The organism is Idiomarina ramblicola, from assembly GCF_003987255.1.
Classification (GTDB): Bacteria; Pseudomonadota; Gammaproteobacteria; order Enterobacterales; family Alteromonadaceae; genus Idiomarina; species Idiomarina ramblicola.
The window spans coordinates 610,443-625,604 of sequence record NZ_PIQC01000001.1; the positions used below are offsets into that span (position 1 = coordinate 610,443).

Genomic DNA, 15,162 nt, shown 5'->3' on the forward strand with positions numbered 1-15,162 from the left:
TCCATATTCCGCAATGATCTATCTTGGTAATAGTATGAATTTTTTATGACAGTGGTATGACAAAAATAAGGAAATACCAATTACGGGGTAAATACTTTTTTCACCTGATGCAATCGCATCAGGTGACACTTCAGGTTACTTCTTTTTTATGGGCAACGACACCAGTGCCTGAGTTCTGGGCAGCGGCTGCTGTTGCTTACCAAGTGCGATGTAAACAAAGCAACATAAACCAATGCCAATAACTAACGCCCCAACCCACTGAATTTTTATAAACTGAACGCTGAATAGCACGGTTAGTGACATCATCAAAAAGGCATGTAAGGCCATATACTTTTGCTTGCCAAAACGTGCCACCGTCAAATTCAAATTATCAGAGTAAAGCCGGATTAAAGAGTCCAGCGAATTGATCACAAAGACAATCCCGACGCCTACCATTGCCAGATTAATAAATCCGGAAGTATCCAGTCCTTTCAAATGAAATAAATATAAGACACTAAACCAGAGACCAATGGACAGTGATGGCCAAATCAACATCGCTAAGAACAGCCAGATAGTGCGCATGTTACCAACAAAACGCGCAGTGAACTGACCAATCATAATGCTCCAGGCAAACCACCAAAACAAATAAAACGCGTGGTAATCATTAATTGGCAAAACAAAACGATGCAGGTGTTCAAAGTAATCGGTCAGTAACGGCAAGGTATTAAAATAGTCCGGCGCAGAGACATTGTCAGACAGTAAGGCGATACTGCCAAGCCCGATAATTAACGCAAAGAACAAACCACCAGAGGATAAGCTCAGAATTTTTACAAACTTAAGCTCAGTGCTTGAGTACACAGCAAATAAAATCGTACCACCGACAATCAGTGCGTAATACCAGGGAAAGCCTTCGCTGGCCGCAATACCGGGTAAATACCAGCTCAAGTTGGCAAACAGCAAATGCGCAGTAAAAGCGCAGGTACCAATAATGACAATGTTATTAATCCACTTAACCCAGCTAATTTCAAAGAACTTTACCTTGGGTTCAATCGCACAGAAGTAAAAGCAAGTGACAAAGTAAATTGCCCAGACTAGAAAGCCCCAGAAGCCAAATTCAATCGCCAAAGGATTAGCAAAAGCGTACTCACTGTTTTCTTTTATATCGGCGTAAACCGGAAACTCTGTCAGCGGGAACATTATGAGCCCGACATCCAGCCCAGAAGTGAACAAAATAGCAATGAAGGTCAAAGTAGACACCGGATAGCGGCCATTAAGTTTCAGCCGCCCCCAGCGCACCACAATAAACACCACCATCGCCATAAAGAACAGCATGCCAATACTGACCAGCGTTAACATGATGCGCTCCGCTTGGCCTCACCGCTGCGCTGGCGTTCCTGCCATTGATTATCTTTATAGACATCAACATCAGAGACGGGCATTTGCTGCTGCTTGATGATATCCGCGGCTCGCTCTGCGACCATAATAGTTGGCGCGTTCAAATTGCCGTTGGGAATGGTCGGAAACACTGACGAGTCGATAACCCGAAGACCTTGCAAGCCACGCACGCGCATTTGTGGATCAATGACGGCCATATCGTCATCAACAGACCCCATGCGACATGTACCACAAGGGTGATAAGCACTTTCGACTGCATCGCGCACAAAAGCATCTATCTGCTCATCGGTAACAATATCTTTACCGGGCTGAATTTCTTCACCGCGATACTCATCCATTGCTGGCTGTGCAATGATTTCTCTGGATAGCCGTACACAAGCCCGAAATGCCTCGATGTCATCCTGATGCTGCAGATAATTGAACTGAATTTTAGGCGGTGTAAAAGGATCTGAACTTTTCACTTTGACCCAGCCACGACTTTTCGGCTTGTTGTGGCCAATATGCAGTTGAAAACCATGCCCTTCAAAAGCAGATTTACCATCGTAGCGAATGGCCGCCGGCAGAAAGTGGTATTGAAGATCCGGCCACTCAATACCTTCTTTCGAGCGAATGAAGCCACAGGACTCAAAATGGTTGGTTGCGCCTAAGCCAGTTTTGAATAGAATCCAGCGCACGCCAATAGCCAGCTTGCTCAAAGGCCCAAGCTTACTATTTAGTGTCAGCGGCTTTTTGCACTGATACTGAAAATAAAACTCCAGGTGGTCCTGCAAGTTTTCACCAACACCAGGCAATTCATGCCGAGTTTCAATGCCAGCAGCAGATAAGGTATCACTTTGACCAATACCCGATAATTGAAGAATATGAGGAGAACCAATAGAACCAGCACTTAATAGCACTTCGTTATTTACGAAAAAGCGTACTGTGCTGCTTTTTTCATAAAGCTCAACACCAATAGCCCGCTTGTCTTCCAGCAGTACTTTACTGACCTGAACACCGGTTTTTATTGTCAGGTTAGATCTGGCCATAGCAGGCCTTACATAGGCATTAGCAGCGGACCATCGCACACCGTTTTTCACGGTCATATGCATGGCGCCAAAACCTTCTTGCTGAAAACCGTTGTAGTCACCGGTTTCCATATAGCCGCCATCGACACCAGCATTAATAAAAGCTTGGTATAAAGGGTTCTGCATATTGTTGCCGTTATTAACCGCTAAAGGGCCCTCTTTAGAGCGATATTCATCGGCACCAAAGGCCCAGTCTTCTGCTTTTTTAAAGTACGGCAGGCAATGTTGATAATCCCACCCTTGCGCGCCTCTTTCCAGCCACTCATCAAAGTCACGGGCATGACCGCGCACATAAACCATACCGTTAATCGACGAAGACCCACCAAGAACCTTGCCCCTGGGACAATGCATTTCACGGTTGTTCAGATAAGGCTCTGGTTCTGAATGAAATTGCCAGGCGTACTTTTTGGTGTTCATTGGTATCGATAAGGCAGTCGGCATCTGGATAAAAATACTTTTATCTGAGCCTCCGGTTTCTAACAACAGTACCGAAACATCCGGATCTTCTGTTAACCGGTTGGCCAGCACACAACCGGCCGAACCCGCACCCACAATGATATAATCAAATTTCTCATTCACTGTCATTAGAATGGACCTTCCAGCTTATCCATTCCGACATAAATTGATTTTGTCTGAGTATAAGACTCAAGTGCTTCCACACCGTTTTCACGACCAATACCCGATTGCTTGTAACCACCTACCGGCATCTCTACTGGCGAATTTGCATAAGCATTAATCCAGCAGATTCCGGCTTCCAGCTGAGCGATAACACGATGAGCTCTGCGGATATCCCGGCAGAAAATGCCTGCAGCCAGTCCGTAATCCGTATTGTTGGCGCGTTGAATAACCTCTTCTTCTGTTTCAAAGGTGAGAACTGACATCACCGGACCAAAAATCTCTTCGCGCGTAATGCGCATATCGTCCGTGCAGTTCGTAAAGATTGTCGGCCCGACAAAATAGCCCTCTTCACAGCCTTTCGGGCTATGCCGCTCACCGCCAAAAGCCAGAGTAGCGCCCTGCTCTTTTCCTGATTCAATATAGGACATCACCTTATGCAGATGATCTTCAGAAATCAGCGCCCCCAGATTAGTTTCAGGGTCCATCGGATCACCAACCACAATATTATTCTTGGTGCGATCTAATAGACGGTCCATAAAGGTGTCATAACAATCTTTATGCACAAACACGCGTGTACCATTGGTACAAACTTCGCCCTGGGTATAAAAATTACCCATCATGGCACCAGTTACAGCTTCATCAATATCTGCATCATCAAAAACAATTATCGGCGATTTGCCCCCCAGTTCCATGGTGACATTTTTCAACGTGCCTGCTGCCGCTGCCATCACTTTTTTACCGGTCCCCACTTCACCAGTCAGGGATACTTTAGCAATAGCCGGATGCTGAACCAGATAGTTCCCGACCACGCCGTCACCCTGTACAACGTTGAAAACGCCTTCCGGCACACCGGCTTCGATGAATATCTCTGCCAACATCGCCGCGCCACGAGGCGTCTCTTCTGATGGTTTGAAAATCATACTATTACCGGCAGCAAGGGCTGCCGCGGCTTTCCAGCAGGCAATTTGCAGTGGATAGTTCCAGGCACCAATGCCGAAACAGACACCCAGAGGTTCATGCCGGGTGTAAAAGAAATCATTACCGACACTTTGTTGCTCACCCATCATCGAGGGGCACAAGTTACCAAAATACTCGATCGCGTCAGACCCAGTCTGAACATCAACTTCAACCGCTTCTTGCCAGGGTTTACCAGTGTCCAGAACTTCAAGCTTTGCCAGCTCGTCGTTGCGCTCTCTTAAAATAGTCGCCGCACGTTGTAATACTCGGGCTCGCTCAATCGCAGGGGTTCTTGACCAAACCTCAAACCCTCTTTGGGCACTGGCCACCGCTTCTTCCAGCAACGGCTCGCTTGCCGACTCAACGGTGTAAATAACGTTTCCGGTACCCGGATTGATAACATCAAAGCACTCATGATCACTGTCATCAACATAATGACCATGAATGAAATTTTTAAGTAATGTAGAGGACAACGATAACTCCCTTGCAGTTTGGTAATGGTTTAACTGACACCGTGCTGTTCCAGCACACCATTAATGTATTTCTTGCAATAGCCTTTCGCCTGACTAAACTTTTCCTGATTCGCTCGACTCAATGCGCAACGCAACCAAAAGCCATCAATTAGCGCTGCGGTAACTTCTGCCGCTTCGCACGCACTCTCTGCGTTTAGTAATTGCTTAAAGCTGTAACGTAAATTGCTGACTAAGCGGCGTTTATTCAGTTCCTGTAAGCGGTACAGATCGGGGTCGTGCATAGACTGTCCCCAAAAACTTAGCCAAGTCTTTGTACTCGAATCGGCCTGTTGAACATCTGAAAAGTTCAAATCAACAATTTTCATGAGCCGGTCGTAGGGGTTGTCAGGCGAATGCTCCATTTTGAGCTGAGAAAGCAAATACCGTACAGAGGCCTCAATTAACGCCTGCTTACCGCCAAAATAGTGGCTGATAATACCGGACGACATTCCCGCCCTGCGGGAAATTAAGTTAATGGTCGCTCCTCGTAAGCCAACATCAGCAACCACATTAATGGTGGCATCGATTAATTGCTGACGTCGCATTGATTCCATTCCTACTTTTGGCATAGCTTTCTCACATGATTTTTTTATTCGTAGGGTTCCAGCGTTGACAGTCTGAAACGGTGTTCATTAACAACATCACCGCCTTCATCATAAAGTCCCAGAGTCACAACCGGATCGTCTTTTTCCCAGTCAACGTCAAGTGCGCCGTAATTCACCTTATTGATAAACTGACCAATGCGGTGTTTATTGGGGCTAACATCTTTCCACTCTTGCGTCAGACCTGAAGATGTCACTTCCCACAAAGGGTAATCCAGATCGTCATCGTAATAGCTGATTTCTCCCCAGTGGGTGTCGCCGCTTATCAAGATAACACCATTAACCTTATGTTTTTTAATAAGATTAAATAAACGTTGACGATCAGACGGGAAATTGGCCCATGATTCCCAGCCGGTAAAGTCTGCCAAAAGCTGTAAGCTTGAGCCAATAACTTTTATACGAGCCGGTTTTTGCAGTTCTTTTTCAATCCACTGCCACTGCTTTTCACCAATCATACTGGCGTCAGGGTCGCTGTGAACTTTATAGGGGCCCATATTCTTCGGCTCACGATCACTGGCGTACTCTTCACGTGTTACGTGGGCAATGTCATCACGATTCCAGCGCAAATCGGGTAAAATGACGTGGATACTTTCTTCGCCTTCACCGTAGGTATAGGAAGTATAGATACCATCCTCACGAGTGCGGCGTGGAGAGTTTTCAGGTTCTCCCCAGAAATCCAGCATGATATCGCGCGACGCTTCTTTCTTAGGGTAATCTTTACCGGCATCGTTGGCACCGTAGTCGTGATCATCCCAGATAGCGATGAGTTCCGCTTGCTCTTTTAACTCTTTAAAGCCCGTCTTTGAACCCAGCTTTTCATACTTATTTTGCAACACTGACATGTCTTCTGTGTCGCCATAGACATTGTCCCCCAGAAATACAAAAACTTCAGGGTCGTCTTCTAAAATACTGTTGAAAATAGGAATATCTTTGTCTTGATGCGAACACGAGCCAAAGAGAATCCGGCTGGGCGCATCGGCAAAAACAGAGCCACTCAGTAGTAACGTGGATAGTGCTAATAGCTTATACATGAGTTTCTATTACCTTATATGTTGCTAACAATAAAACAGCCCCATGCGACGACATCGCATGGGGTTGCTCAGGCTCTTTAAAATACAAACTTAGCATTAAGTGCCGCTGTACGTGGCGCACCAATCCAGCCCGCATTCGGAGCGATAGTACCAAGATAATCTTCGTCAAAGACATTGTTCACAGTAAAGCTCAGCTCCATACTGTCAATTGCACCACCAATGTCATAAACGGTCTTACCAATGTATAAGTCACTGACAACATAAGAATCACTTTCCTGCGTGTTAGCCTGGTCTAAGTAGCGTTCCCCAACATACTTGGTGCTGAAGCCTGCGTAGAAATCGCCCTTAGTGTAGTCAAAGCTAATCACGGCCATGTCCTGAGCACTGCCCAGTACCGTATTACCGCGGAACTCTTCATCAGTATAAGTTGAGTCATTTTTTGTGTAAGACACATAAACGCCCAGATTATCACTGAGGTTGTAATCCAGTGATGCCTCAATACCATTTGACTCAACACCACCAGTATTCACATAACCACCAGCAGCCGCTTCTAAGAAGTCGATGCCGTCAACATCTTCATTACTGACAAAGGTAATGCGGTTTTCAAAGGTTATGTCATAGTAAGTTAAGCTGGCATTAAAGCCCGGAGTTGAATAACGTAAACCTAAGTCAATGTTATCCGCCGTTTCCGGTTCAACTTGGCTTACATCCGTATCATCACGCTCCAGTACCGCGTCTTTAACTGCTGCAAAGTTTTCTGCGTAACCACCAAAAACTTCCAGTCCGCTGAGCGGTAAAGGCGCAACAAAACCCGCTGATAATAAGGCATCAGAATCAGACGAGACACTCAAGTTGTTGTCAGGGTTAAACTGGTCTTCTTTTGAAACCTCAACATCAAACTTTTTAGCACCCAGACGGAATTTAGCAAAGCCCGCATCAATCTCGTCTTCAATGTAATACATCAAGGTTTCAACTGGGAATTCCCGGCTGTACTGAACCCAGTACGGGTTGCTTTCAGGACGCGGGCTCGCTGCTGCGTCTATGGTTTTATGCCAGTCGCGGTACTCATCACGTTGGTAATCTTCGTACCACAATCCACCGCGTAAAGTGTTTGCCATACCGGCAACCGTCGTATCCCAGACAAAGTCAGCATTTACGCCATAGCGTTGCTTCTCGTAGTGAGTATGACGATGCGAACTGACCGGCATAGCGCCTTGATCGTAGCAGCCCGGGTCAATCTCGGCACCGCCGCCGCCATACGGGTATCCAATTGAACTTTCACAACCAGCGTTAGGAGACAGAGATTGACCATCGCGGTTAACGAAATAGATTAAACCAGACTGTGAGCCACCATAGGCAGTAGTTGACGGATCAAGTTCAGAGTGAGGGTTACCTGCGCCGTCATCTGTTACATCGGCCACGTAGTAAGGAATCCACTTACCAACACCTTCGTTTTCGTGGTAGTAAACGTTAGTACTGACATCCACCTCACCCAGCATGAAATCTGCTTTTAGGTAGCCAAACATGTTCTCACGCTCGGTAACCCAGCCTTCACGCCAAGCCTGATCCTGATAAGGAATACCCGTCCAGTCTTCGGTTAAACCATCCCATTCAGAGTTTTGTTCATACTGTGCCAAGCCGTAAACACGCTGGTAAGTGTATTCCTGAGCATCGTCGTAACTCACGTAGCCGGTTAAATCAACATCGCCAACGCGGCTAATAATTTTACCTTCGGCGTGATCACGGGTATTCGTTACCGAGCCATCCATGTAGTCATCATTTTGCTGACTGGACAGTGAAAACCACGCAAAGGTGTCTTCCGCAATTTCACCTGTGTCGTAACGCGCATAAAGTTTCTGTGCATTGTGTTCGCCAATAGTGGTACTAACAGTAAACTGCTCTTCGTACGCAGGGCGAATAGTTGTAAAGTTCAGCGTTCCACCCAAGGCTTCATTTGAACGCGAACTAATATCTGACGTACCCTGAGAAACTTCAGTACCACGTAAGTTTTCAGTATCAATATAACGGCTGGCCTTAGTACCACCGCCGTAGTTTGAGTTACCGTTAGAAATACCATCAACGGTCATACCAATTTGCTGAGACTCAAGATCTAACTGAAAACCACGAATTGAAATGCTGGTGGACCACTCGTCAGAGCCGAAGGGGTCACCTTCGTTTACCAATACGCCCGGCAGGTTATCAACCATAGCCAAAGCACTGGTCATAGGGGTTTGCTGCTTTTTCATCTCAGCCGAGGAGGCGTTGTTAGCGTAAGAAACACTGCGGCCAGTAACAACAATGGCTTCCATTTGTTCTTGTTCTTCTTTCGCTTGCTGATCTTGGCTGTCTTGTGCCATTACTGGCAGGGAGGTAGCAGATAATGCTGATAGTACAGAGAGTGCAATTAAACTTTGCTTCATGGGCACATAAGTTTTCATAAAAGTTCCTGTTTCTTGTGTTGTAGAGAAGTTCCTTAATGTATGAGGCTAATGTGACAACGGCGTTAAGGTTAATTGATCATTCAATTAAAATCAAATTTAGTTAATTGAGCGTTCAATTAAAAATAAAATTGATTATAAACTAGACGCTTTTCATCTAATATCAGCGTTAACTTAAGCCAGGAACTGAGGTAGGCTGTGTTTAGCAGCCTATTGCGGAGAGCTTTAAATGAAAACGGTCGGCATCATTGGTGGTATGAGCTGGGAGTCAACCAGTACTTATTATAAACGTTTGAACCAGCTAATAAATAAGCGCCTCGGGGGATTACACAGCGCTGACATTCTTCTCGCCAGTGTGGACTTTGCTCCTATTGAAGAAATGCAAAGCCAGGGGGACTGGGATGCCGCGGCACAGGCTCTTCTTGGCAAAGCCAAACAACTTGAAAAAGCCGGTGCCGACAGTATTGTTATTGCCACGAATACCATGCACAAAGTGGCTCCGCAGATTGAAGATGCCGTTAAACTTCCTTTACTGCACATTGTCGACGCCGTTGCGGAGCATCTTAAACAAAACAGCGTCAACCAGGTCGGGCTGCTGGGTACTCGCTTCACCATGCAGCAACCTTTTTATAAAGAGCGTCTTGAACAGCAAAACATTAAGGTACTGATACCCGGGGAAAGTGACGGTAATACAGTCGACAGCATTATTTTTAAAGAGCTGTGCCATGGCCAATTTACCGATAATGCGCGCAAACAATACCTAAGAATTATTGAGGATCTGGCAGTGCAAGGCGCACAAGGCGTTATTTTAGGCTGCACTGAAATTGGTCTGCTGGTTCAGCAGGAACATTCTGCTCTACCACTGTTCGATACCACCGAACTTCATTGCCGCGCCATTGCAGACTGGATGTTAGAATAAAAGCAGGAAAACAATGACCGATATAACCACCGACTTTTCTCGTTTCTATGACAGAGCCTGCCAGCGTAAAGGTGGCGAAAGTGCGATGCTTGCACGCCTGCCTAAAGTATCGTCCGTAAGTCAATTAGAACAACTTGAAGACCAGGACGTACTTGCTACTATTACTCGCTGTATTTTTCGGGCGGGCTTTGTCTGGCGAATTATTGAGGCGAAATGGCCAGGTTTTGAGGAAGCTTTTAAAGGCTTTGTCCCGCTTTACTGGCAACAGGTACCCCCAGAGGTATTAGAAGAACTGTCAAAAGATGAACGTATTGTTCGCAACCAGCAAAAAATAAATACAGTTCCAGCTAACGCCCGTATGATTGTTGAAGTATCCGAAGAGTACGGCAGCTTTGGTCAGTTTTTAGCGCAGTGGCCATCGAGCCGGCAAGCCGAGTTGCTGCACTACCTGAAAAAGAACGGTTCACGTTTGGGTGGCGTTACTCCACAATACGTTCTGCGCGAGCTTGGCTGGGACAGTTTTATTATGTCCAATGACGTTGTCACCGCACTAACCAATTACAAATTAATAGATGCTTCCCCCACCAGCCAAAAAGGTCTGAAACAGGCACAAAGCGCCTTCAACCATTGGCACGAACAAACTCAACTGCCCTACAGCCACTTATCGCGGATTTTGTCCTATAGCGTTGGAGATTAGGTATCGGGCAATCTCCATACAAGTTAAATATAAGCAAATTGAAGTACTTAGCTATTAAAGGTATATTGCCTGCTTTTCTCAAACAAGGAGAGATTTATGAGAAAAGCTGTTATTGCATTGTTAATGCTGAGCTTACCGGGTGCTGTTTTAGCCGAATCCCCTAACTGGAATAAAGTTGATGCCTCTTATGTTGATACTGATGTTGGTGTTGACGGAGTTGGCGATCTTTCTTTTGATGGATTCAGAGTCGGCGGCTCAGCCGCTATCAGCCCGGACCTGCTCGTCTTAGATAACCTTTTTGTATTTGCAGATTTCGACTCTGTCTCGAATGACGACTCTAATTTCGATTTAGACATCGACTTTCTGTCAGCAGGTATAGGCTCGTACAAACACTTAACGAAAACAACGGATTTGTACGCGACAGTATCTTTTGAACGTGTTGAGAGCGAGACTTCAGCTTTTGGACTTTCGGAGTCCGGTTCCGACAAGACATGGGGTGTAGGCATTGGACTTCGCTCTATGCTGACGCCAAATGTTGAAATCGATACGAAACTTGATTACGTAGCGTTTGATGAAGAACTTATTCGCTTTAACCTTTCAGCTTTCTATCATGTAACAAAAAACCTCTCTTTCGGACTTGGTTATGAAACCCATAGAGAAACTCAGGACTTTGATATTGATAGTCTAAGCGCAACCGTTCGTTATTCATTTTAATTCGCTAAAGCTAGCCCCGTCCCTGCTGCCTAAACTGCAGCAGGCCCAAGTAAGCCCTGGAAAAATCCTCGTCTATCGCCTATAAATAAGTGGCACAGAGTTGTGCAACTACCTTTTACTACAAGTCACTTTTTTCAAAGAACCTTGAGGATTTCGATGAACTCGACCAAAAACACTCTGATACTCGGCATTTCACTGATCATCAGCTTCGCCATCATCGCCGTCATAGGTTCCAACGCGGTGCTTGAACATAAGTCGATGGAGCGCACGGTTACTGTAAAAGGACTGTCAGAGCATGAATACCTTGCTGACACCGTTATCTGGCCCATTCAATTTACGACTGCCAGTAATGATTTAACGGCTCTATATAAAACCATTGACGAATCGAACCAAAAGGTCATTGAGTTTCTGCAAAGCAAAGGCATTACTCAGGACGAAATCTCCTCGTCAGCACCTTCTATTACAGATAAATCCGCACAGAGCTATGGTTCTTCTCAACCTGCAGAGTTTCGGTACACAGCCACGAAGACCATTACGGTTTACTCCGAAAACGTTGATCACGTTCGCGGAGTCATGAGTCTTCTCGGCGAGCTTGGTAAAGAAGGTATTGTCTTTACTACCGACAGCTACCAGGCTCAACCGGACTATTTATTTACACGCCTGAACGAAGTCAAACCTGAAATGATAGAAGAAGCCACTAAGAAAGCGCGGGAAGTGGCCGAGAAATTTGCTTTAGACTCTAACTCTCAGTTGGGCAAAATAAAGCAGGCTCGACAAGGACAGTTTAGTATCAGTGCACGCGACCGCCACAACCCTCATCTTAAAAAAATACGGGTAGTGTCGACCATCGAATATTACTTGTCCGATTGATCTATTCGTTCCACAATGCAGCTAAATCTATGCCAAAAGGCTTTTTAGGTAATGAAAAGAACTCTCCAGTATTTATTTAAAGGGTTAGCCATTTTACTGCCCATTGTTGTGACCTTTGCTTTGCTGCAATGGCTTTTAGTTACTATTGAGACCTGGCTAAAGCCAATATGGATAACCTTAGTAGGCGAAGCTTCTTACTTTCCCGGGCTCGCTTTTATCAGCTTTCTCGCTATCGCCTTACTTATTGGCTTTAGCTCTCGTTGGAACTTTATTGACTCACTCTGGCAGCTTCCCGGAAAGTTGATGACCCGTTTACCTTTGCTACGCAGCCTGTACGGCACCATAAACGATGTCTTTGAAATGATGTCCGGCAAAAACTTTGCAGAGGAATCCGTTGTATTGGTGACATTACCCGGTAGTAACCTACGCCTTATTGGTATTATCACCAAAAAAAGTGGCATAAAGGGTGACCGCCTATCCGAGCTTATGGAAGAGGATCAAGTCGCTGTATTTTTACCAATGAGCTATAACGTCGGTGGTTATATGGTTATTGTCCCGGGCGATTGTGTGGAATCTCTGACAATGAAACCAGCAGATGCTTTACAGCTAACCATTAGTGGCGGCCTTGGCAAAAACCATTCCGGTAAAACAGATTAACAATTGCAGTTGAAATTAGCGCGCGTGCTGGTAAAGTTCGCGCTATGCAAATGACAGAACCCTGCCCTTGCGGCTTAGATAAAACCTATCAGGACTGCTGCTACGCTTACCATAGCGGAGAGGCAACAGCCCAATCTCCTGAAGCGCTGATGCGCTCGCGCTACAGTGCTTTTGTCGGTCGCCTGGCTGGCTATTTAGAAGCCACCTGGCATAGTAGCTCGCGCCCGCCACTACTCGATTTAAGCGACTCACCAAACTGGCTTAAACTGCAGGTTATTTCATCCAGTGTCGACCAGAATAAAGGAAAAGTTCATTTCCGGGCCTTTTACAAAGACGGCGATGACGTGGCCTTTATGGAAGAACAGTCCGACTTCGTGCAAGAAGACGGCAAGTGGTATTACCTATCTGGTGAAACGAATTAAGTCACTTTTTTCGTGCTACCTAAAAAGATTAACCCATGTTTTCTGACATGCTTTTCATAGGTATTTACTGTTAAAGGCTTTGAAAAATAAAAGCCCTGAAACTCTGAAAAACCGATGTTCTTTAAGCTATGTAATTGCGCTTCTTCTTCCACACCTTCAACAACACACTTTATGTTCAGTTCAGAACAAATATTGTAAATACCTTTAACCAGGCTGTGCTGTCGCCCAGAGCTTTTTATCTTGCGGATAAGAGCCCTGTCCAACTTTAATTTATCAATGGGATAATAGGCCAGGCGTGTCACACTGGAATATCCGACACCAAAGTCATCAACCGACACCTTGAATCCCCACGACTGAAGCTCTTCCATTAACTCCAGAGAGTTTACCCGGTTTGATTCCAGACAAGTTTCCGTCAGCTCCAGCTCTATCTGTGAGGGCTTGACAGAAAAATCAGCCAAGTATTTTACCAGTTTAGAAATGAAGTCAGGTTGTGAAAAATCTAGCAACGAAATATTGATAGCAATAGGAAGCAGTGGAAAGTCATCTCTACTCCACCGTGATATCTGTGAGCAGACTTTCTGAATAATTAAGTCAGTCAAACGACTGATCATTCGATACTCTTCCGCAATTGGGATAAAGGTTGCCGGCGAGATTATACCCAACACAGGGCTATCCCAGCGAGCCAAGGCTTCAAGCCCGACACAAGTCCCGTCAGCATTAACCTTGGGTTGAAAGCAAATATCTAACTCATCGTTTTGTATGGCCTCATCCAGCAGTACGGATATCTCATGCCGCTCCATAAACTCTTCAGAGTTTTCGGTATTATAAAGGTGAAAAAACTGGTTCATCGAAACAAACTTCTTGGCTTCTAAAGCCCGCGAAACGACGGAGCCAGCAGATTCACCATGGTGTGGAAACCGGGCTACACCGAACTGAAAGGATTGCTGGCATTTAATGCCCTGAAGCGTGTAATCCCTGTCCAGCGACTTTTTGATATCAAATAACACCTCTTTTAGCTCGTTTCCTACTGTTTTAGGTAAAATGAAAACCAGTTTATTCAACGCAATGGTGGCCGTTAAACGAGGGTGATGTTTATGTTTTTTCAGGCGGTTATAAGCTGCCACTAATAGCTTTCTAATGACACCTTCTCCGTATTTGAGCCTGACATAATCCTCATTTTCACTTTGAGCAACAACTACGAAGAACTCGCGATCAGATTTAGAAATCAATTTATTACACTGGAGTTCAAACCAATCGTTATTTGGTAAATTTGTCTGAGTATCCAAATAACGTAAGCGGCGGTTTTCCTGCTCTAGTAGCGTTAGGTTAGTTTCCAGGATTTTTTCTTGCGTGCAGTCAACGAACTCGTAAACATGTGCACTGGCTTCTGGAACCTCTAACCTGACGACCTGTTGGTAGGTAGCCCCATGCCTGATAACTTGCGCGGCAACAGGTAACTCGGCATGACTAAGATCAGGAAACCAACTTAAGATCCACTGATTTTCACTTTTCACTGATTCATCCAAACCAAAAGTGCTTGCTGCCAGTTCATTAAAATCGGTAATAATTCCCTGCTCATTCACAATAACTTTGGGTCTTCTCGATTCAGCAAAAAAGACTTTGTATAGCGAATTTTTTCCTCTCAAATAATCATTAGACTTCTTCATTTCCTGATTGAGTCTTTTAGCGGCAACGATGGTGCGCCCAACCGCAAGCGGAATACAGATATTAAAAAACACAAACATCGTGCCCGTTATGTACCAGACAACGTTAGGAAACTGCACTTTAGGTTCGGCAAAAAACGATAGGTCGACATGATTAGAGATGACATAAAACGGTATAATATTTAGCACGCCATACAAAAGCGCCGCCCTGCCACCTATCAGCATTAACGCCGTTAACGGACAGGCATACATTAACATGGAGCCTATCTGAGCAAGGTTCGGGTCCGCCAGAAACAAGTTGCAGGCAACGCTTGCCATAATAATTGTAAACTGCAGAAAGTGAGCACAAAATCGATAGTAATTTCGGCTTAACCACAATAAACCGAGCATACTTCCCAGGAAAATGGATGTGATTCCAATAATGTGAAAAAGATCAGATTTTACTGCATCATAGAAGCTATTTAAAAATACAGCTAAACAAAGAAGCATCCCCGAGGACAGAATGATTCTAAGTGCACTAACTCGCCAATTAGGAACACCACTTTCGGACGTTCCCTCGTCATTCAGTAAAAAGAAGTTATTTAAGAAATTCATACTGGCTCGAGTCGTTTCTCAGACCCTCA

The 15,162-nt window shown here is 45.2% G+C and carries 13 protein-coding genes; 6 read left to right on the forward strand and 7 right to left on the reverse strand.

Features of this window, described 5'->3' with window-relative positions:
* Window positions 1–135: 135 nt before the first annotated feature.
* The 6 genes from CWI78_RS02990 to CWI78_RS03015 form a co-directional block, all read right to left on the reverse strand.
* Complete coding sequence (locus tag CWI78_RS02990; protein ID WP_126780098.1) at window positions 136–1,335, reverse strand: BCCT family transporter; 1,200 nt, start codon at window positions 1,333–1,335, stop codon at window positions 136–138.
* On the reverse strand, window positions 1,329–3,023 hold the full coding sequence (gene betA, locus CWI78_RS02995) for a choline dehydrogenase (RefSeq protein ID WP_126780100.1): 1,695 nt from the start codon (window positions 3,021–3,023) through the stop codon (window positions 1,329–1,331). The genes CWI78_RS02990 and betA overlap by 7 nt, the downstream gene beginning before the upstream one ends.
* Entirely contained in the window at window positions 3,023–4,486 is a 1,464-nt protein-coding gene (gene betB, locus CWI78_RS03000) for a betaine-aldehyde dehydrogenase (RefSeq protein WP_126780102.1), read from the reverse strand. The genes betA and betB overlap by 1 nt, the downstream gene beginning before the upstream one ends.
* Before the next feature lie 29 nt (window positions 4,487–4,515).
* Window positions 4,516–5,094 (reverse strand): transcriptional regulator BetI, encoded by a 579-nt coding sequence (gene betI, locus CWI78_RS03005; RefSeq protein WP_126780104.1) that lies wholly within the window; start codon window positions 5,092–5,094, stop codon window positions 4,516–4,518.
* 20 nt (window positions 5,095–5,114) lie between these two features.
* A complete protein-coding gene (locus CWI78_RS03010; RefSeq protein ID WP_126780106.1) occupies window positions 5,115–6,158 on the reverse strand; it encodes an alkaline phosphatase D family protein in 1,044 nt (347 codons plus the stop codon).
* A 77-nt stretch (window positions 6,159–6,235) separates the two neighbouring features.
* Window positions 6,236–8,596 (reverse strand): TonB-dependent receptor domain-containing protein, encoded by a 2,361-nt coding sequence (locus CWI78_RS03015; RefSeq protein WP_126780108.1) that lies wholly within the window; start codon window positions 8,594–8,596, stop codon window positions 6,236–6,238.
* A 229-nt stretch (window positions 8,597–8,825) separates the two neighbouring features.
* Between CWI78_RS03015 and CWI78_RS03020 the strand changes: the two genes are divergently transcribed.
* The 6 genes from CWI78_RS03020 (at window position 8,826) to CWI78_RS03045 (ending at window position 12,875) form a co-directional block, all read left to right on the forward strand.
* Window positions 8,826–9,515: an aspartate/glutamate racemase family protein gene (locus CWI78_RS03020; RefSeq protein WP_126780110.1), complete on the forward strand. Its 690-nt coding sequence runs from the start codon at window positions 8,826–8,828 to the stop codon at window positions 9,513–9,515.
* 13 nt (window positions 9,516–9,528) lie between these two features.
* Window positions 9,529–10,212, forward strand: coding sequence for a DNA-3-methyladenine glycosylase I (locus CWI78_RS03025; RefSeq protein ID WP_126780112.1), 684 nt, complete (start codon window positions 9,529–9,531; stop codon window positions 10,210–10,212).
* A gap of 96 nt (window positions 10,213–10,308) precedes the next feature.
* A complete protein-coding gene (locus CWI78_RS03030; RefSeq protein ID WP_126780114.1) occupies window positions 10,309–10,926 on the forward strand; it encodes an outer membrane beta-barrel protein in 618 nt (205 codons plus the stop codon).
* A 156-nt stretch (window positions 10,927–11,082) separates the two neighbouring features.
* Window positions 11,083–11,796 (forward strand): SIMPL domain-containing protein, encoded by a 714-nt coding sequence (locus tag CWI78_RS03035; protein ID WP_126780116.1) that lies wholly within the window; start codon window positions 11,083–11,085, stop codon window positions 11,794–11,796.
* 51 nt (window positions 11,797–11,847) lie between these two features.
* A complete protein-coding gene (locus CWI78_RS03040; protein ID WP_126780117.1) occupies window positions 11,848–12,453 on the forward strand; it encodes a DUF502 domain-containing protein in 606 nt (201 codons plus the stop codon).
* A gap of 44 nt (window positions 12,454–12,497) precedes the next feature.
* Window positions 12,498–12,875, forward strand: coding sequence for a YchJ family protein (locus CWI78_RS03045; RefSeq protein ID WP_126780119.1), 378 nt, complete (start codon window positions 12,498–12,500; stop codon window positions 12,873–12,875).
* Here the strand turns inward: CWI78_RS03045 and CWI78_RS12935 are convergent.
* Complete coding sequence (locus CWI78_RS12935) at window positions 12,872–15,133, reverse strand: putative bifunctional diguanylate cyclase/phosphodiesterase (RefSeq protein ID WP_244213056.1); 2,262 nt, start codon at window positions 15,131–15,133, stop codon at window positions 12,872–12,874. The genes CWI78_RS03045 and CWI78_RS12935 overlap by 4 nt on opposite strands.
* Between the last annotated feature and the right edge of the window lie 29 nt (window positions 15,134–15,162).